The sequence below is a fragment of the Actibacterium sp. 188UL27-1 genome, from assembly GCF_016901225.1.
Lineage (GTDB): Bacteria > Pseudomonadota > Alphaproteobacteria > Rhodobacterales > Rhodobacteraceae > 188UL27-1.
The window spans coordinates 25,116-43,928 of sequence record NZ_JAFEUL010000026.1 but is presented as its reverse complement, the minus strand read 5'-3'; the positions used below and the strand labels follow the sequence as shown (position 1 = coordinate 43,928).

Genomic DNA, 18,813 nt, shown 5'->3' with positions numbered 1-18,813 from the left:
GCACGCCGTCTCAAAACGCTCAGCGGCCTCACACCCTACGAATACATCTGCAAAATCTGGACATCTGAGCCAGAGCCATTCATCCTAAATCCGATCCACCAGATGCCGGGACTGAACAACTAGATGTCTTTGTAAGCGACCGCGATGCGGCACCGGTTGATGATGCAAATGTCCGGATTGTCGTGAACGATACGGCACTTGATCTGGAGCTTGCTGGGGGTGGGCAGTTCAAAGCCTCCCGCCTGGCACTAGGTATGTAGACGTTAACAGTTGAACCTCGAACAGGTTCCCGTCAGCCGGTCACACGCGAGATTGTCCTGACGCCTGGGCCGAACTCTGTGGTCGCGTCTGTCGGTCAGAGGGATGAACCCACCTTACCCTTCGGCTGACGGCCCCCTACATCACCGGCAACGGAAGGATGCAATTCTGGCCTCCGTGCGGCCAACACGGAAAAGCGTGTTCCAGCTTGAGGACGTATTGAACGAACTCGGACTGGAACGCCTTGATCAAAAGGATGACCAACCTGCCTTCCCCCGTGATCCGAGCCTAATTTCCATGCCGGGCGGGCTTGCAGAGGCCGGATCGCAGCTTACCCGGCTCAAGCAGATCGCGGATCGTCGCAGTGTTCATATCATATTTGGCGCTATCATCCAGCATGGTGAAACAGCCCTGCCACGCGGTCTGACAAACCGCATAGTCATTCGTTTCGAAAGCTTTGTTAAAGCGGATACGGCCCGGCCTGCCGGATTACAGTATGCTGAGGTTGGCCAACAAACTCAACGAGATGGCAGAGGTTGTATATGCCGAGCCGCGGATGCTCAGCGTGCTTGAGCAGGATGTCTATACCCCCGACGATCTGCTTTACAGCCATCAGACCTATCTCCCGTTGATCGATTGGGACGCGGCTTGGGATACCCTGGACAATACCAACGTGAACCTGCGCGGCGGAACACCGGAGATTTGTATCGCAGTGCTGGACATCGACGGGGTGACGCCGAACCATCCCGACCTTCCGGCGCCCTTGACCGGCGGGTCACAAAAGGTGCTGATGTCAGTTAATTTCGCATCCATGTTCCCGGAAAATCCGACAGATGGTTTCCTGGATCACCACGGCACCCAAGTCGCCGGTATGGCAACGGCTGCCTTTGACAATAATCGCGGCATCGCGGGTGTCGCCCCAAATTGTCACGTCATTGGCGCTCGCTTGCCCTTTAGCCCCGACGATCTGGAGTCAGCCGACGTGATACTTTGGACGGCGGGTCTGGATGCTGGGAATACCGATCCGGCTTTTCCTGCATTTCCGGGCCAACTCGCCGATATGATTATCAATTCATGGGGATCAGGAAACAGCCCACTATCCCACGTTTGATGCGATTTCTTTGATTTTCTCACTACTTACGGATGCAGGGGCCGCGGCTGTGTTGTGATCTTTTCCGTTGGCAATCTTGGCTTCGTGCCATTCAGCGCCGTTCGACGCTATGCCATGCAAGAGCGTACCGTTGCAGTGGGCGCCAGCATCGGCCCCGATCCGACCAGATCGTTCCATGCCGATCCGAACGGTGACGCCGAAGACTTAGTGGCGCTGACAGACACACGTGGTTTTTATTCACCGTAAGGGCCGGAAATGGATCTGGTCGCCCCAGCCGCACGGCCAAAATCTGAGGCGGCGACATTGATAAATCATGTCAGCTGTCCGGGTCGGTAACGGCTCCTGGAGCGGCATCGCCACACCCGGTTTGGAAGAAGACTACGATGTCGCATTTGGCACCACCAGCCATGCCGCCCCCACGGCTGGTGGCGTTGCGGCCTTAATTCTGTCTGCCAATCCCGCGCTCAAAGGGTTACAGATGCGGGGTATCCTGCGCGACACCGCAGTCAAAATCGATATGGCGAATACCCAGGCCCGCGGCTCTTGTGCCACTGGCAACCGTCATCATTGGCGGTCAGGATATAGGCTGGCGTCCTTGCCTTTTGCTGGATGCATCGCGCCATGATGGTCAAGTTGCACCGATGGGCAGCGCTATCGATATCCGCCGATTCAATAATATCTGCCAGCGCAATATCTGGATTGACGATCCGACATAAGTTCAAAGTTCGCGATTGTCGGAGGCGCCCTCGATGCAGGTCGCCTGCAATCGCTTATTATCGATGCCACGCGGTTCAAACTGGATCTGAAGTTTCAGTTGCAGTTGAGCGATGTCCGATTGATGGACCAAATGCTGGAAGCTGTGGCTTCCGGTTTGATCAACGCGGATCTGGCGCCCCTGGGCGAGCGGTTGGAACCGTCTGACGAAACCGCATTGGCATTGCTGGCATCATCTACAATCAGGTTCCGCGGCGATGCCCTGCTTGAACTTCGACTGGCAGATCGGACGATCATGGAATTCAAGGTCTCCCCATAGTCATGGTTTGGCATCCTGGACGACCGATCAGGGGCAGGGGGCAAAGGTTGTCGATCTGGATGGGAAACCTGCCGTACAGTTTGATGGCGGTGCGGTATACGAAATCCCGCTCTCGACCAGTGACGGACAGCTTTTTGGCCATCCTATCGGCCTTTAGGGGAAGAGATGGGCAAAGGGGAATTACGGGTGACCCTACGACATGGTGATCAAACCCTGGCCCCGGGAGATACGATCCAGTTTTCGTGACACCTTTCGCCATAAAAAGGCGCCGGGGAACGTACAAAACATGTCAGCAGATCATAAAAACACAAAAACGCCCCGGGGGGCGCCTTGCACTTTTCGTTGGTTGCGGGAGTAGGATTTGAACCTACGACCTTCAGGTTATGAGCCTGACGAGCTACCGGGCTGCTCCATCCCGCGCCAACATTGAAATGACGTAGAGGGTCTATCGGGGAGTCGCAAGGGGGGCTTCGAAAAAATGTTACATTTGCCGTAGCATCCTGGGCGCACATACTTGCGCCCGGAATTTTGCGGGGATCAGTTCCAGAAATCGTCTTGCCATTCTGGGTTCGGCAACTCTTCCACCACCTCAAATGCGTAGGTTTCCGAAAATGTCCGTCCGTGGCGATCCGTTGTCGTGACCTGCATCTTGTGCAGTCCGGTGGGCAGGCTTTGGGGTAGATCGGCACGCCACAGGTGATGGCTGCTATCGGTCAACATCCAGTTCTGAAACGGCCCTGCATGGCCCGCCCAGGACGTGCCTTTCCATGTGGTGAACCCTGCGGTTTCCTCTCCACCATCGACCGAGATCGCGGCGACGGATCCTTGTGTCGACTGCTTGGCCAAGGCCAACGGATCGGCATAGTCCACGCCCTCCAGCTTGGCCTCACCCGTGCCATCCTGGGTGCGGGCGGCCTCAATGGGGGTCTCGCCATTGATCGAAATACTGACTTGGCTTTGCTGCGATCCGTTCCAGACATTGACAGCAACCCAGCTGCCGTCAGCCAGATCTTCTTGCGTCAGCATGTACATATCGCCAAGATCCCGCAGCACCACCGGCGGCTTCTGGTCAAAGGTCCGCTGATATAGTTCCCGGTAGGCAATCAACCGTTCCGCCCATTCGCGGAACCGCGGTGTGCTGAACGAGGCATGGAGTTGATTATCCTCGCTCAGGTGGAACGTCTTGTAGGTATCGACATAATCCGACCCATCGAAATCGAGCTGATAGTAGCCCCGCGGCGCCCCCAATCGCTGTGTGGCATGGGGCACACCCTGATCATTCAGATCTCCGGCCCACCAACTGCCCGAAACGGCACCGGTTACGATTTGGTGGAAGGGCGCTTCGGCCAGATTGGTGTTGGCTTCCCATCCATCGAATGACTCACCTTTTTCGATGTTTTCCGTCGTGTGGGTATGGCCCGACAGTCCCAGAACCGGGCGATCCCCCAGAACCGCAACCAGTTCATCCAAGTTGTCTGTCTGGTGCTTGGCCGCATCATTATCGGTGAAAGTCTGAAACGGAATATGCGCTGTCATCACGATCAGTTTGTCCTGGGGCACGTTGGCCAGGTCGTTTTTCAGCCATTCCAACTGGCGCCCCGAGACGACACCGTTATAGGTCAGGTCCTCATTGGCGGCGCAAAAGGGATGTGGGTCCACGCCGTTGCAAGGATATCTGACATTGTCTAGGCCGACGAAATGCACGTTTCCGATATCGGCTGACCAGTATTCCGGCCCCCATTCGCGGCGGAACGTGTCAAAGCTATCCTCATCATCAGCAGCGTCGAAATCCACGTCATGGTTACCACCAACATAATATTGCGGCACACCCCCGACGGCGATGATTTTCTTGAACCGGGGATAAAGCGACAGGTCATCCCCCATCACGTCACCGGCAAAGATCAAGCATTCCGTATTGGAGTTGTCACGCGCGGCCAGCATCTTGCCCGCGGTGTCCCGCACATATCCGATCTCGCGGTTGGTATAGGGTTGCGTATCGCCAAAGATCAGGCAGTTGAACTGATCCCCTGATCCGTCTTCGATCAGCGGAAAGTTGATGGCCTGGGGCAGCGGGCCGGTGGGTTCGATGCCGCCAAACCGCAGATCGGGGGAGCCGTCGACTTTGTGGACATAGGCGAATTGCGGGATCATGTCGGCGTCAACTGGCGTTGCGTGGCCAGCGGGTTTGGTCACGAAAAGGTTCATGTCATCATAGGCTGGCAGCTCATAGGTGCCATCTTCTCCTGTCAGAACAACCTCGCGCCCGTTCGAGACCTGGACCCCAGCCAGACCAACCTCGTCGTCATCCAGCTTGGAATTGCGGTTTTCATCGATAAAGACCGTGCCGCGTGCGGCATCCGCCGCCGTATCGCCGGTAATCAACTCAACCGACCCGATATATGTCGTGTCCTTCGCATAGGCCATCTGGGCCAGTACCAGCGCGGTGGTTGTCAGCATGATTTGTTTCATCGCGAAACGCTCCCTGTCGGTAAACATGCCTTTATTAAAAGGCCTACCTGACAGTTCGCTTACTGATTGATGACGTTTTGTTGACAGATGACTGTCAGACCACCGCTTCCGCCCTGAGGGAGAGGGTCTGCTCTCGCAGCCAGTTTACAAAGCCGCGCGGATTGCTTGACCATTCTTCAATGGCGGTACGCGCGATCGGATGTCCGACAACGGGGGCCTGGGGCCGGTTCAGGGCATGCACAACTTCATACAACAGCAATCCCTGGCGGATCGTTGGCGAAAGGCGATCCGCGATCTGATACAAACGCGAATTCTGGCCAGGAAAGAAGATGGGTACGACCCGCGCGCCGGACCGCTGGATCATTTTGGCCGTGAACGGGTTCCACTCTTTCTCAATCGCGGGGCCAAACATGGTGTCGGCTGATGCCACCACACCGGATGGGAACAGGACAGTGGCACCGCCATTTTTGAGATGCTCCATGGCGCAACGGCGCATTTCCAAATTCTGTTCGCGCGCATCATGTTCATGGGGGAATGGCACGGGGATCATGAACCGTTCGATCTCCCCCACACCGGTCAATAGGGACCGCGTCAGGATCTTGTAATCCTGCCGCCGCCGTCCGATCAATTCTGCCAGAACCATGCCATCGACCAACCCGTGGGGGTGATTGGCTACAATCACCAGCGGGCCCTCTTCGGGAATGCGGTCGGACTGTTCCTGGGGGGTTTTCAACTCGATCCCCATCACGTCCAGCGCCTGTTTCCAGAAGCCCTGGCCATCGGGTACCCCCAATGCCTCGAACCGACGGATCAGGCGCAGCAAATGCAGCTTGCCGGTGAACAACTCCATCGTTTTAATGATGTTGGCTTGAAGCGGACGAGTGAATGTGCCGGCATAACTCAGGCGTCGCCGATCATAGGCTTCGTCACCCAATTTTCCGCCATCGCCTTGTGTGCCCAACCGCTGACGAATGCGAACGGGGGTATGGCGGTAGTGCGTGCTTTCTACCAAGCTAGCTGGCCCTCTTTAACATTACCTTAGAAGTCCTCACCGAACCGGTCGGCCACCAAGGCTTCCAATGCGTCCAAAAGCGCGTGTGCCTCTGATCCGCAGGTTTCAACTTCAATAGAGGTTCCCTTTGAGGCTGCCAACATTAAAAGCCCCATTATACTGTCACCCCCCGCCTCCAAACCGTCACGCCGGACCTGCGCCGTTGCGTCAAAGCGCTCCACCGTTTCCACGAATTTGGCTGAGGCACGGGCATGCAGGCCCTTCTCGTTGATTATGTCGAGCGTTTTTTGTGTCGTCACTGTCCGGTCTGCCGCGGGGGTTAGCCCCCGTCAAAGCTGTTGATATATTTCCGACCGGCGGTCAAAGCGTGCTCTACCGCGGCCGTGACCGACATTTGGCGCGACTTTGCCAATTTAATCAACAGCGGAAGATTGGCGCCATACACAATCTTGCGGTCCTGTGGGCTGCATGCACGCAATGACAGGTTGGAGGGGGACCCGCCAAACATGTCGGTCACGACCACAACACCATCCCCGGCATCAACCTCGTCGGCGGCCGCACAAATCTCGTTCTGCTTTTTCGCGCGATCATGGTCGGGGGCGATAGCAATCGCCTTTATCCCTTCCTGAGCACCTACGACATGCTCCACGGCAGACAGATATTCCTGTGCCAATCCGCCATGTGCGACAATGACTATGCCTATCAAACCCGTAACCCTGATGCCTGCCCATCTGCGCCCCCCCGGCGCCGTTCAAGCTCCCTATGTCGAATAGACACCTGCCAATTGGCCGCCGCAAGACGATTCACAATCGCCTCGGCCACGCAAACAGACCGGTGTTGCCCACCCGTGCAGCCAAAGCCGATGGTTAGGTGGGATTTGCCCTCATCCACATGGGCTGGTAGCAACAATTCGGTTAAATCTGTGACTTTGTTCAGAAATTCAGAATAGCGAGCATCCGCCGCAATGTAGCTGATGACGTCTTTGTCGCGGCCATCACCAGTGCGCAGGGTATCATCCCAGTATGGGTTGCGCAAGAATCGGCAGTCAAACACCATATCCAAGCCGCGGGGCAGCCCGCGTTTGTAGCTGAAGGAATGCACTGACAGCGCCATGCGCACGGCTGTGGCATAGCTGAACCAGCGGTCGATTTCGGCTCGCAGGTCGTGCTGGCTCAACTCGCTTGTATCGATCAAGACCTCTGCCCGCTCGCGGATCGGAGCCAACAGGTCCAATTCCCGGGCGATGCCATCCTCGGGCGACTCCGCCGGAGCCATCGGATGCCGCCGCCGCGTTTCGGAATATCGGCGCAACAGGATATCCGGACGGCAATCCACGTAGAACACCTCGGCCCGCGCACGTCCAAGAGGGCCGTCAAGGAAGTCCAGAAATCCCTGTACGCTGAACTCACGATTCCGGGTATCGACACCCAGGGCCAGGGCCAGGGACCGGCCATGGGGCGGCCCGTCAAACAGCCGCGGTATCAGGGAGAGTGGCAGGTTATCGATGGTCTCGTAATCCAGATCTTCCAGCGCCCGGATCGCTGTGGATCGGCCTGCCCCTGACGGTCCTGTGACCAAAACAAGCCGACGCGCAGGCGCCGTGGCGGCGGGCCGTTCAGTCGCTGGGATTGTGGTCGCGGGTTGAGCCATCACAAAGACCGTGTTGCATGCAAAGCATCAAAGCTGACGCCAGATGTGAGCCTTCCGGCCGCCGAAACAAGGGCAATTGCACTCCTAATAGCTCAATCGCGTAAGTTTGAGGTAAACGCGCCACCTCAATCTGGTCCAAATCTATGGCCCGGTGGACCACCACTTGATCCATCGACGGCACCGTCAACAGGCCTATCCCACGCATTTCGAGCAGATTGCGGATGGGTCCAGGCGCCCGTGCCATCAGGGTCGTATCGCAGCGTTCCACAATTGTACGATCATCCGCAACCAAAGCGGCACCCAATGCCAACATCTCGATGGCCAAGGCGGATTTCCCGGCGCCCGATGCACCCAAGATCAACAAACCCTTGCCCGCCACCGCGACGGTGCTGGCATGCAAAACGGTCTCGCGTTCGATATCAGACAGGCAGACCCACCACGAACCGCGCGCCCAAAGGTTCTGACGTTATATCCACATCGGTCGGGCGGATATTCTCCGCCCAGATCACACCGCCATGGGCCTCGACGATCTGTTTCGAGATCGCAAGACCAAGGCCCGAATGGTCACCGAACTGGCCTGCGGGCCGTTCCGAATAAAAGCGGTTAAAAATCTTGGTCAACGCCTGATCGGGGATGCCTGGCCCGGTATCTTCGACCACGACCAACACCCGGTTTTCACGTTTACGCACCCAGACGCGGACAGCGTCACCGTCTTCGCAAAAGGAAATCGCGTTTGTCACCAGATTGACGAAAACCTGCGCCAGACGCGCCTCCAACCCATAGGTGCTGATGGGCGTCTTGGGCATGTCGGTGATGAACTCGACCCCTTTCTTTTCGGCCTGTTCACCCAGATAGGAGGTCACGTTGCCGATCATCTTGATCAGGTCAAAGCTCTCCTCCTCCTCCTTCACCAGTTCGCTGTCCAACCGGGATGCGTTCGAGATGTCGCTAACAAGCCGGTCCAAACGGCGCACGTCATGGTCCAGCACGTCTAGCAACTTTTCCCGTTGATCATCCCGCTTGGCGATCCGCAGGGTCACGACAGCGGATCGGAGCGAGGCCAGGGGGTTCTTGATCTCATGGGCGACGTCAGCAGCAAACTGTTCGTTTGCATCGATCCGATCATAAAGTGCCGCCACCATGCCGCGCAGTGCCGAAGACAGCCGTCCGATTTCGTCCGGGCGGCCCGAAAGGTCAGGGATCCGCACGCGGCTTGGCGCCACTTTGCGGGAATTCTTGTCGCGCCCGATCTCGGCAGCAGCCGCCAGATCGGCTAGCGGGTTGGCAATGGTGGAGGCCAACAGCAAACTCAACCCGATCGACACCAACATGGCGATCACGAACATCTGCAAAACCTGCTCGCGCTCGCTCCGCACCAGCAAATCGATCTCACCAGCGGCACTAGTCAAGGCGACGATGCCCACGACCTTGTCGTCTTTCACAATAGGAGTCGCGACCGAAAACAACGTATTGCCTGCGGGGTCCGTTCCGCTGCGAACAAGGGTCTGACCGGCGATGGCTGGCTCGACCAAGGCGCGGGCCAGCGCTTCCCGGTCCAGGCTGGGCGGATCATCTGCTCCGACATAAAAGACGGCAGACATGACCTCCCACACTGTGTTCAGGAAATTGGTCACGATCGTGCTGCTGGCATCCGCCAGGGGGCCGGTCCGCGGGGCGAGCATTTGCCCGACCAACCCCTGTTCGGGATCAAATACATAAACGGCCACACCGCCGGACAGGTTCAGGCGTTCCAGGGTGCTGGCCACATCCAGCCCGTCATCGCTGGCCAGGGTCACAGGTGCGGTGTTGGGGGGTATCTGGACCTCAAAGATCTTAGCGATCAATTCAGCTTCGGTTTTCAGCGCCGCTTCGCGCTGGGAGGCCAGACTGTCCCGAAAGGGGTTGAGGTAGAAGACACCCGCGGCCAAGATCAACAGGCCGATCAGATTGAAGGTGATGATTTTCCGGGCAAGCGGGGACCTGTTGAGCGTGAGATATCCGCGACGCTCGCGGGTTGCGCGCATCTCTCGGTCGAAGCCATCGGGGCTGACCCAGTCCTCCCCTAGGACGACATCCCCGTCATATGTTGCCTCCGTGTCGCGCACGGTCAGGCTCCCTTCAAAGAGGATTACTCTTCGTTATACCGATATCCGATGCCGTAAAGCGTTTCGATGGCCGAAAAATCATCATCCACACTCCGCATCTTTTTCCGCAGACGTTTGATGTGGCTGTCGATGGTGCGGTCATCGACATAAACCTGATCGTCATAGGCCACATCCATCAATTGGTCGCGACTTTTGACAAAACCGGGCCGTTGGGCAAGGGCCTGCAGCAGCAGAAATTCCGTGACGGTCAGGGCCACATCCTTGCCCTTCCATGTCACCGCATGGCGTAGCGGATCCATCGACAATTCGCCCCGGACCAACACCTGTGCCGTCTCGACCTCCCCGGCCTCATCGCTGACCATCACTTCCTGACGGCGCAACAGGGCGCGGATCCGTTCGACCAACAGACGCTGGCTAAAGGGTTTTTTCACGTAATCATCGGCACCCATGCGCAGGCCCAGCACCTCGTCGATCTCATCATCCTTGGAAGTCAGAAAGATCACCGGCATGGAAGTTTTCTGGCGCAACCGCTGCAGCAGGTCCATCCCGTCCATGCGCGGCATCTTTATATCCAGCACCGCCATGTCGGGCATGCTCTTGTTAAAGGCATCCAAGGCTGACTGGCCGTCATTATATGTCTCGACCTCGAAACCCTCCGCCTCAAGCGTCATCGAAACCGACGTCAGAATGTTCCGGTCGTCGTCAACAAGAGCAATTCTTGACATCCGCGTATTCCCCACACTGTTTATTATCGTCGCGTAAAGCTTCGATAGTTTCCGGTTTTGCGCACAATGAATCAACTCATAAGTACGAATCGATGTGCCCAGACCGCAGACCATACCGGGTATCTGGCAAAAAAATGGCGATTTTGCATCACATTACCCTTGGTTACCGTGACGTGGCATAAGCGCATCGGCGCTAATCAGACACTGGTGTCGCTAACAGTTCCTCTTGGTTGCGCTAACGTTTGTACGCGCCCTGTTCTCGTCATGTTGCAGCATGATAAGGTTACAAAGTCCCTGACGGTGTGGGGGCAACCGCAGGATATTAGTTCGGTTTTTGACACAATCGCCTCAATCGGCAGAGGCGGCAAAAGGAGTATTCCCCCATGACAACGGGACGCGTGAACCCAGCCCAGACACTTGAACACCAAGGTATCACGGGGCTTGGCACCGTATATTACAACCTGCTGGAGCCCGCCATTATTCAGGAAGCCCTGAAGCGGGATGAAGGCACACTTGGCAAAGGGGGCGCTTTTCTGGTGACCACCGGCCAATTCACCGGCCGCTCTCCCAAGGACAAACATGTCGTGCGGTCTGCCAGCACCGAAGACACGATCTGGTGGGAGAATAACGCGCCGATGACCGAAGCGGCCTTCGATCAGCTTTATGCCGACATGATCGATCATATGAAGGGGCGGAACTATTTCGTCCAGGATATGTATGCGGGCGCCGATCCTGCGCAGCGTCTGGATGTGCGCCTGGTCACCGAACTGGCCTGGCACAACCTTTTCATCCGCCACATGTTCCGCCGCCCCGAACGCGCCGAACTGGATGGCTATATCCCGGAATTCACCGTCATCAACTGCCCCAGCTTCAAAGCCGATCCCGCCAAGCATGGCTGCCGGTCAGAGACCGTGATCGCCATGAATTTTGACCGCAAGCTGATCCTGATCGGCAATACGGAATATGCGGGCGAGAACAAGAAGTCGGTCTTCAGCCTGCTAAATTATCTGCTGCCTGAGAAAGGCATCATGCCGATGCATTGCTCGGCCAACCATGTGGACGGCAATCCGGTTGATGCCGCAGTGTTCTTTGGTTTGTCCGGGACGGGCAAAACGACTCTGTCAGCCGACCCCGACCGGACCTTGCTGGGGGATGACGAACACGGTTGGTCTGATCGCGGCACCTTCAATTTTGAAGGGGGCTGCTACGCCAAGACGATCTCCTTATCGGCAGAGGCTGAGCCGGAGATCTTTGCCACGACGGACATGTTCGGCACTGTGATCGAAAATATGGTGTTCGATCCAGAGACCTTCGAGCTGGATTTCGAAGATAGCTCCCTCACCGCCAACATGCGCTGCGCCTATCCGCTGCATTACATCCCCAATGCATCCGAGAACGGGCTGGGCGGTCATCCGAAGAATATCGTGATGCTCACTTGTGATGCCTTTGGCGTGCTGCCTCCCATTGCGCGGCTGACACCGGCCCAGGCCATGTATCACTTCCTGTCCGGTTTCACGTCAAAGGTGGCGGGCACCGAACGTGGTGTGACCGAGCCGGAGCCCACATTCTCCACCTGCTTTGGCGCGCCCTTCATGCCGCGCCGGCCTGAGGTTTATGGCAACTTGCTACGCGACAAGATCTCGGCCCATGGCGCAACCTGCTGGTTGGTGAATACCGGCTGGACCGGCGGCGCCTATGGCATAGGCAGCCGGATGCCGATCAAAGCGACCCGGGCCCTGCTGACCGCAGCGCTGAACGGAACGCTGGGCGAAGGCACGTTCCGCAAGGATCCGAACTTTGGCTTCGAAGTCCCTGTCGCGCTTGCAGGTATCGACGACCAACTGCTGGATCCGCGCCAAACCTGGGCCGACCCTGCAGCATATGATGCGCAGGCGGCCAAACTGGTGGAGATGTTTGCGAATAACTTTGCGCAATACACCGCCCATATCGACGAAGATGTGAAAGCCGTCGCGATAGGCTGATCCGCCGCGCCTCCGCGAAGGGAGCGCTCCCGCCCCTTTTGCCCGCATCACGGATGCGTCTAAAAGCGTTGGGCCCGGCGGCGGCGCCGGGTCCTGCGGACCGGGACGCCGCCGCCTTTTTAGCAATTGTTGCGCCTGCGATCATCGGCTTGCAGAGGGGCATCTGATTGGCCATTCCTAAGTCATGCGCACGATCTGTTTGATATCCCTCCTATTGCTGAGCTTTTGCCAACCCGATGAAACCATCTCGGCCTATGCTGGCACAGGTAGCCAATGGCGTTTGGTGAGCATCGATGATCAACCCTTTGAGGCATCCGCTGACCTGCTTTTTCCAGAAGAGGGAGAAGTAACCGGCGCGGGCCCCTGCAACACCTTTACGGCCCGCCAGACCGCTCCTTATCCCTGGATCGAGGTCCGGGATATCGCCGCCGCCCGCCGGGCCTGCCCCGATCTGCCCGCCGAAACCATCTTTTTCGAAGCACTCGAAGCCATGGCATTGGCCGAGGTAAGCGGTGACATTCTAATCCTGACAGATGAAAGCGGACGTCAGCTGATCTTTGAACGGCAGTGAGGGGGGTCGTCCCGGAAAACCGCATTCCTCATTCTTATTGGTAAAAATACTCCGGGGGTTTGGGGGCTGGCCCCCAACTGTGACCAGCCATCCGCAGACGATGGAATATGAGGTCACATCCCGGCCTCGGCCGCGATCTGGGCGCGGCTTTTGCGGGCCCGTTCCGTCGCTGATTTCAGCTGTCCACAGGCGGCCATGATATCCTCGCCCCGCGGCGTCCGGATGGGCGAGGCATAACCCGCCTTGTAGATAATGTCGGCAAACGCCCGGATCCGGTTGTTTGAGGAGCGTTCATAGGGGGCCCCCGGCCAGGGGTTGAACGGGATCAGATTGATCTTGGCCGGGATGCCCTCGATCAATTTGATCAAACGGCGGGCATCGTCATCGCTATCATTGACGTCCCGCAGCATCACGTATTCGAACGTGATCCGCTCGGAATTGCTCAACTTGGGATAAGCGCGCAGCGCATCCAACAAGTCTGCGATGTTCCACTTCCTGTTGATCGGGACCAACCGGTCACGCACATCATCCGTCGTGGCATGGAAGCTAACGGCCAGCAGACATCCGATCTCTTCGGCCGTGCGTGCAATCTCAGGCACCACGCCAGAGGTCGACAGGGTGATCCGGCGACGGCTCAAGCTGATCCCTTCCGGATCCATCGCAATTTTCATCGCATCGCGGACGGCCTCGAAATTGTAGAGAGGCTCGCCCATCCCCATCAGGACGATATTGCTCAAAAGGCGGCTTTCATCCTTTGGGTTCCGCCCCGGTTCAGGCCATTCGCCCAGATCATCGCGGGCCAGCATCACCTGGCCGATAATCTCCCCCGCGGTCAGGTTGCGGACCAGCTTTTGCGTTCCGGTATGGCAGAACGAACAGGTCAGTGTGCAGCCCACCTGGCTTGAGATACACAACGTGCCGCGTCCCTCTTCGGGGATATACACCGTCTCAACCTCGTGCCCGCCAGCGATGCGGACCAGATATTTGCGGGTACCGTCACTGCTGACCTGCCGGGTGACAACCTCCGGCAATTCGATCACAAACCGCTCCGACAACAAGGCCCGGTAAGGTTTGGCAAGGTTGGTCATTTCATCGAAGGACCGAACACCCTTTTCGTAGATCCACTGCCAAACCTGGCCGACCCGCATCTTGGCCTGTTTCTCGGGCGTGCCAGCGGCGACCAGCGTGTCGCGCAATTGCGCACGGGTGAGCCCGACCAGATTAATCGGGCCGCCCTCGGGCAGCTTGCGGGGAATGGTCAGCAGATCCTGCGTGATCGGGGCGGGCATGGCGGTATCCATTGAATGGGTTAAGCGGCGATATAGGACAATCGGCCCGCAAAAAACAGTCCCTGTGACGCAAGGAGAAAAGGTGACCCACGGCGCAAATCCACCAAAATCCCGTCGACACGAAAAAAGGTGCGAATAAGTCGGCCACTGGCGCGTAACCCTTACAGCATCGACATTGGTGCAGACACGATCCTTTTGGCCGGTGGCAGCCCGGCATAGACCCAATTTCAATCAACTTGGACCCGGCGTGATTACAAAAGCCGGGCCCGATATGGACCAAAGGCCGCTTATTATGACGGACACCACCGCACCAAGCAGACCCCCATCTGCTGCCGATCAGATCGCAGCGCTCGACCCGGAGGCCAGCTATGAGGAGATTGCCCGCCTGCTCTACGCCTATGAATTCTCGTGGGATATCGAACGCGCGTTGGAATTCGCTCTGTTTCGTACCTATGCCGTGCCCGCGATCTCGGGCCTTTTGGCAAAAACCGGAGAGTTTGAGACCCGCCCCCGCAAACGCTATGACGATACCGAACTGATCCTGGCCGAAACCATCGAAAATGGGTTGGACAGTACCGAGGGGCAGCGTTCCATCGCACGCATGAACGCCATGCATGGGCGGTTCAGGATCGGTAACGGTGACATGCTTTACGTCTTGTCGACCTTTATCTGCGAACCGATCCGCTGGCTGGACCGTTTCGGGCGCAGGTCCATGACCAACCGGGAAAAACGCGCCTGGTTCCTGTACTACCGCGGTTTGGGCGAACGGATGGGGATTGAACAGATCCCCACCGACCTGACCGATATGATGCGTTTCAACGTCGAATATGAGGCCACCCACTTTCGTTTTGCCGACACGAACCGGCGGATCGCCGATGCCACGACTGTTCTGCTGCTGGGCTTTTATGTGCCAAGCTGGCTGTTCTGGATGGGGCGGCCCGCCGTGCGCGCCTTTCTGGATCAGCGGCTATTAGACAGTATGGGATTGGCGCCCGCGCCAAGCTGGGTCCGGGGCATGCTCATGGCCGCACTCCGTCTTCGGTCTGGCCTTCTCAAGCGGCTCCCGCTGCGACGCAAACCCCGGTACCTGACACAGGTCCCCCGCCCGACCTACCCGGAAGGTTACCGGATCGAGGAATTGGGCACCTTCCACAAGGTCAGGTAACGAAACACGCCCCCGCCTCGGGGCCGAACCGGGCCACCAGCAGATCGCGGGTGGCCGCCTCAAACGCCGTGGGCCAAGTCAGGTCCAACTCTGCGGCAAGGGCACGGGCGCGCGGGAAAAAGGCGCGCGCCATGGCGAAATGGGACGCCAAAATCTCGTCCGGGTCGGGACCGGGATACGGCAAGGCCATCAACGCCTCCATATCCGCGGGCAACAGCGTCTTTGACAGATGCAGCGCGCCGCCTGCACTATCCAACCCGCCCGTAACCTGCATGATGGTGATCAGCTGATCCTTTTCTAGCGCCACGCCCCATATCGCCGTATGCAACTCCCCCCGCCCGATCACGACCGAGATCAGGCCAAGAACGCGAATGAACTCCTCAATCGCATAGGCCACGCGTCCCTTTGGATCAGGCGCGGGCACCACCTGCGGCAGGGTCGCAACGATGTTGTCGGGGTCGTGCAACACCAGCAGATCAGTTTGTGCGCGTCGCTCGAACGCCGCGCGATCCGTCATGAACAGGTCGATTCGTGTCCAATCCTGCAGGATCGCGTTGATCAGGGCGGGCGGGCGCCCCATCTGCCGCCACAGGACAACCGGCTGCAAAATCTCGCAGGCCGTGCGAAACCGTTTGGCAACCTCCGCACGCTCCGCCGGATCGACGACGCCGACAAAGTCATAATCGCTGAAATCGTCGCCAGCCCCGCGGCCCAGACTGCCAGCCAGGCACAGGACCTCAAGCTGGGGGGTGGTCTGCATTGCCTCGCTCAGGCGCTTTGGAATAGTCATGGTCAAACGATAGACCTGGCAGCACGGCCTGTCGAACCACTCTCGGGAAAGGCGCAATGGATCGCCGATGTTTCTGCACCACCCTGACAACTGCATGGGTTGCGGCTGCACTGCCCGCTCCGGCACAAGATCGGCAGATCATCGATATCGCGTTTGACCACAGCCTGCAGGTCAATGGACAGCGCGATAGGGTCACCGCGCAGGGCTTTGCAGAGCTTCGGACCGGGTTGATGATCATCGATGTCCCGACCGGTCGGATACTGCATCCCGCAGTCTCGTCCGACCTATCCGATGCGCCGCCATCCCAGCCGTGGCTGGCCGATCTCCAGACCTCTCCCGCCAATGTCCGAATGGTGACACGGATCACGCGGATGGCAGGGGTCACGGTGACCAGCCGGTTCAAACTGACCTTGGCGGATGCGATCCTGCGGGTCCGGGTTGAGACGACCGGCACGTTAACCGATACAACACCGGATTCGGCGGAAGGCCGCATCATCCAAACCCCGCATACTCTATCCGACTTCCTCGCTTACAGCACGATGACACATGACAGGGCTGCCAAGGGCAAGACCCGTATCATCTATACCAATAGCCTTCGATGATATCCTGACCTCGACCTGCCCGGTGGGCGCGGCCGCTTCGATCAACCCGAACAGCGTTTGGCCGCATCTTCCTGTGCCGCCGTGAAGCCCAGCAACGAAAACGTATCTTTCGTCTGGGTTCCGCGGGCAGAACGTGCCGTCAGCACGGAATCGGCGCCACGTTTCATCGCTGCCACGATCTTGGCGTCATCTTCCGGTGCGGGCCAGGCAAACTCACCTTCGGTGAACAGCTCGAACGTGCTGTCGCCCACTTGCATCGACACGGTGGAGCCGTCAGCAAAAGGATATCCGCCGGTAAACGACACTTCAGGTGATCCACCATTGCCGGGACGGTAGGTCACGAAAAGCAGGATATCGCTGCGCCGCACGGCCACCACACGGCCATCGCGCGTGTTCACCGTCTCTTTCGGGGCCGAAACACCCCAGCATTCCTTGGGTCCATCTGCCGGTTCGGCAAACACGCTCCAATCGGTGTTCTCTGACACGCGGTTGGTGCTTTCCTGTGCAACGGCCCAACTGGCCGCCAAACAGATGCTGGCCACGATCCCAGCTTTCATCCATGACATCATACAATTTACGCCTTCTGCTGTCTCTGCCTCGACGCGTTCCCCCAGCGGGCCTTCAATGGCATCTTGTCTGGCAACGGGATTGCTGTCCTAGTCTGCCATGGACAATAACGCAAAAGCGCCCAATGGGGAAAGCCCCCGATGGTGCATAATAATGAAACAAGATCGAAGGGGGCCAAGGGCTATGGGCAGTTTGGCGCAGGTTGTGGTGTGGCGCGGTGCGTATCGGGAAAGCGTGCACCAGGTGCAGGCGGTGGTTTGCGCCGCGGATGGCACGGTGGAACAGGCCTGGGGCGCCCATGATACGGTGATCCTGCCCCGCTCCTCCTCCAAGATGATCCAGGCATTGCCGCTGGTAAATAGTGGCGCTGCCGATCAACGCGGTCTTACGGATGAACATCTGGCACTGGCCTGCGCCTCCCATAAAGGTGCTGCGATCCATACCGACCGGGTGCGACGCTGGCTGGCTGATCTGGCGCTGGGCGATGGCGACCTGCGCTGTGGCCCGCAATTGCCGACGGACAAACCGGCCCGCACCGGATTGATCCGCGCCGATCACAGCCCGTGCCAATATCACAACAACTGTTCGGGCAAGCATACGGGCTTTCTGACCCTGGGGCAGCATCTGGGTGCCGGGCCTGACTACATCGATCCCGATCATCCCGTGCAGATCGCCGTGCGGGCCGCGCAGGAGGATATCACGGGGGAGGATGTGGCCGATCACGCGATCGATGGCTGCTCGGCGCCCAACCTCTCCGTCTCCTTGCGGGGTCTCGCCACGGCCATGGCCCGGTTCGCGACCGCCAAGGATGGCAGCGCGCCGGCGCGGTTGCGCAATGCCATGATGGCGTATCCGGCCCTCGTCGCCGGTGAAGGACGGGCCTGTACCGAGTTGATGCGCGCCGCCCAGGGGCAGGCCGCATTGAAAACGGGGGCAGAGGGGGTGTTCGTCGCGATCCTGCCGGGCTTGGGCAAGGGCATCGCGCTCAAGGCGCTTTGTGGCACAACCCGCGCTGCCGAAGCCGTCGTGGCGGCCCTGCTGGTGCGCCTTGGGGTTCTGGCGCCCGATGATCCGGCAGTGCTGCGCCGGGTGAATGCGCCGATCCTGAACCGGCGCGACCTCGTCACGGGCCATATTCGGGTCGAATTTCCCTGAGATCTCGAATCGCAGCCGTTCGGCAGGGTCCGTGACGGCACAAATCACGGGTCGCCCCGCGCTGAAAACCGGCGAAATGCGGTCCGCGTCTTTCCGTCAGGGCAGCATGTTTCCGCGAAACACGGCCATGTGACAGCGTATTTCAGTCGTTCACGCAACTCCGTGATGATGTTACAGGTTGGGTAACCGCTTGGCATCTGGCGGTTTTTGCCAGCGTGACACTCCTCAAAGATGGCATGCGACAGTATGCGGATCACGAAACCCTACACGGGCTCGTTGGGCGCGTGTGATCGGCCGCCTTGCTATTAAGAGGGTGCCAGGGCGGACCG

Annotated in this window: 19 protein-coding genes, 1 tRNA gene and 1 pseudogene; 9 read left to right on the top strand and 12 right to left on the bottom strand. The window is 58.6% G+C overall.

What is annotated here, in order from left to right; genetic code table 11:
- From IU397_RS21400 to IU397_RS21385, 4 genes and pseudogenes are all read left to right on the top strand, one after another.
- Positions 1 to 123 (top strand): annotated as a pseudogene (locus IU397_RS21400) (IS481 family transposase); the annotation flags it as partial.
- A 631-nt stretch (positions 124 to 754) separates the two neighbouring features.
- The gene (locus tag IU397_RS21395) at positions 755 to 1,369 is read left to right on the top strand and encodes a S8 family serine peptidase (protein WP_204417522.1); all 615 of its coding nucleotides are present in this window, start codon (positions 755 to 757) and stop codon (positions 1,367 to 1,369) included.
- A gap of 313 nt (positions 1,370 to 1,682) precedes the next feature.
- Positions 1,683 to 1,994, top strand: a complete 312-nt coding sequence (locus tag IU397_RS21390; RefSeq protein ID WP_204417520.1) for a S8 family serine peptidase — start codon at positions 1,683 to 1,685, stop codon at positions 1,992 to 1,994.
- Between the two features lie 213 nt (positions 1,995 to 2,207).
- Complete coding sequence (locus tag IU397_RS21385; protein ID WP_204417517.1) at positions 2,208 to 2,402, top strand: hypothetical protein; 195 nt, start codon at positions 2,208 to 2,210, stop codon at positions 2,400 to 2,402.
- A 343-nt stretch (positions 2,403 to 2,745) separates the two neighbouring features.
- Here the strand turns inward: IU397_RS21385 and IU397_RS21380 are convergent.
- The 9 genes from IU397_RS21380 to IU397_RS21340 form a co-directional block, all read right to left on the bottom strand.
- Positions 2,746 to 2,822: transfer RNA gene (locus IU397_RS21380), tRNA-Met, on the bottom strand.
- 117 nt (positions 2,823 to 2,939) lie between these two features.
- Positions 2,940 to 4,871: a calcineurin-like phosphoesterase C-terminal domain-containing protein gene (locus IU397_RS21375; RefSeq protein ID WP_204417516.1), complete on the bottom strand. Its 1,932-nt coding sequence runs from the start codon at positions 4,869 to 4,871 to the stop codon at positions 2,940 to 2,942.
- Positions 4,872 to 4,965: 94 nt separating this feature from the next.
- A complete protein-coding gene (locus IU397_RS21370) occupies positions 4,966 to 5,883 on the bottom strand; it encodes a lysophospholipid acyltransferase family protein (protein WP_370541754.1) in 918 nt (305 codons plus the stop codon).
- A 26-nt stretch (positions 5,884 to 5,909) separates the two neighbouring features.
- Complete coding sequence (locus tag IU397_RS21365; protein ID WP_204417515.1) at positions 5,910 to 6,182, bottom strand: HPr family phosphocarrier protein; 273 nt, start codon at positions 6,180 to 6,182, stop codon at positions 5,910 to 5,912.
- Positions 6,183 to 6,202: 20 nt separating this feature from the next.
- Positions 6,203 to 6,589 carry a PTS sugar transporter subunit IIA gene (locus IU397_RS21360; RefSeq protein ID WP_204417514.1) on the bottom strand — a complete coding sequence of 129 codons (387 nt, stop codon included), beginning with the start codon at positions 6,587 to 6,589 and terminating at the stop codon, positions 6,203 to 6,205.
- On the bottom strand, positions 6,586 to 7,533 hold the full coding sequence (gene rapZ / locus IU397_RS21355; RefSeq protein ID WP_204417513.1) for an RNase adapter RapZ: 948 nt from the start codon (positions 7,531 to 7,533) through the stop codon (positions 6,586 to 6,588). Before rapZ ends, IU397_RS21360 begins: the two co-directional genes overlap by 4 nt.
- Positions 7,499 to 7,933 (bottom strand): HPr kinase/phosphorylase, encoded by a 435-nt coding sequence (locus IU397_RS21350; protein ID WP_255569841.1) that lies wholly within the window; start codon positions 7,931 to 7,933, stop codon positions 7,499 to 7,501. The genes rapZ and IU397_RS21350 overlap by 35 nt, the downstream gene beginning before the upstream one ends.
- A 19-nt stretch (positions 7,934 to 7,952) precedes the next feature.
- Positions 7,953 to 9,557: a sensor histidine kinase gene (locus tag IU397_RS21345; RefSeq protein ID WP_204417524.1), complete on the bottom strand. Its 1,605-nt coding sequence runs from the start codon at positions 9,555 to 9,557 to the stop codon at positions 7,953 to 7,955.
- A gap of 104 nt (positions 9,558 to 9,661) precedes the next feature.
- Positions 9,662 to 10,363 carry a response regulator transcription factor gene (locus IU397_RS21340; RefSeq protein WP_204417512.1) on the bottom strand — a complete coding sequence of 234 codons (702 nt, stop codon included), beginning with the start codon at positions 10,361 to 10,363 and terminating at the stop codon, positions 9,662 to 9,664.
- A 383-nt stretch (positions 10,364 to 10,746) separates the two neighbouring features.
- Between IU397_RS21340 and IU397_RS21335 the strand changes: the two genes are divergently transcribed.
- Positions 10,747 to 12,345: a phosphoenolpyruvate carboxykinase gene (locus tag IU397_RS21335; RefSeq protein WP_204417511.1), complete on the top strand. Its 1,599-nt coding sequence runs from the start codon at positions 10,747 to 10,749 to the stop codon at positions 12,343 to 12,345.
- A gap of 184 nt (positions 12,346 to 12,529) precedes the next feature.
- Complete coding sequence (locus tag IU397_RS21330; protein WP_204417509.1) at positions 12,530 to 12,916, top strand: META domain-containing protein; 387 nt, start codon at positions 12,530 to 12,532, stop codon at positions 12,914 to 12,916.
- A gap of 113 nt (positions 12,917 to 13,029) precedes the next feature.
- On the opposite strand, the gene rlmN is transcribed toward IU397_RS21330, so the two are convergent.
- Positions 13,030 to 14,205: a 23S rRNA (adenine(2503)-C(2))-methyltransferase RlmN gene (gene rlmN / locus IU397_RS21325; protein ID WP_204417507.1), complete on the bottom strand. Its 1,176-nt coding sequence runs from the start codon at positions 14,203 to 14,205 to the stop codon at positions 13,030 to 13,032.
- 292 nt (positions 14,206 to 14,497) lie between these two features.
- On the opposite strand from rlmN, the gene IU397_RS21320 reads away from it, so the two are divergent.
- Positions 14,498 to 15,370, top strand: coding sequence for an oxygenase MpaB family protein (locus tag IU397_RS21320; RefSeq protein ID WP_204417505.1), 873 nt, complete (start codon positions 14,498 to 14,500; stop codon positions 15,368 to 15,370).
- Here IU397_RS21320 and IU397_RS21315 read toward each other — a convergent pair.
- Positions 15,363 to 16,130, bottom strand: a complete 768-nt coding sequence (locus tag IU397_RS21315) for an aminoglycoside 6-adenylyltransferase (protein WP_204417503.1) — start codon at positions 16,128 to 16,130, stop codon at positions 15,363 to 15,365. The two genes, IU397_RS21320 and IU397_RS21315, sit on opposite strands and share 8 nt — an antisense overlap.
- Positions 16,131 to 16,216: 86 nt before the next feature.
- Here IU397_RS21315 and IU397_RS21310 point away from each other — a divergent pair, with 86 nt between their 5' ends.
- Positions 16,217 to 16,762, top strand: a complete 546-nt coding sequence (locus tag IU397_RS21310; RefSeq protein WP_204417502.1) for a hypothetical protein — start codon at positions 16,217 to 16,219, stop codon at positions 16,760 to 16,762.
- Positions 16,763 to 16,803: 41 nt separating this feature from the next.
- Here IU397_RS21310 and IU397_RS21305 read toward each other — a convergent pair whose 3' ends face one another.
- The gene (locus IU397_RS21305; RefSeq protein ID WP_370541753.1) at positions 16,804 to 17,319 is read right to left on the bottom strand and encodes an invasion associated locus B family protein; all 516 of its coding nucleotides are present in this window, start codon (positions 17,317 to 17,319) and stop codon (positions 16,804 to 16,806) included.
- 193 nt (positions 17,320 to 17,512) lie between these two features.
- On the opposite strand from IU397_RS21305, the gene IU397_RS21300 reads away from it, so the two are divergent.
- Positions 17,513 to 18,484, top strand: a complete 972-nt coding sequence (locus IU397_RS21300) for an asparaginase (protein WP_204417500.1) — start codon at positions 17,513 to 17,515, stop codon at positions 18,482 to 18,484.
- Positions 18,485 to 18,813: the final 329 nt, after the last annotated feature.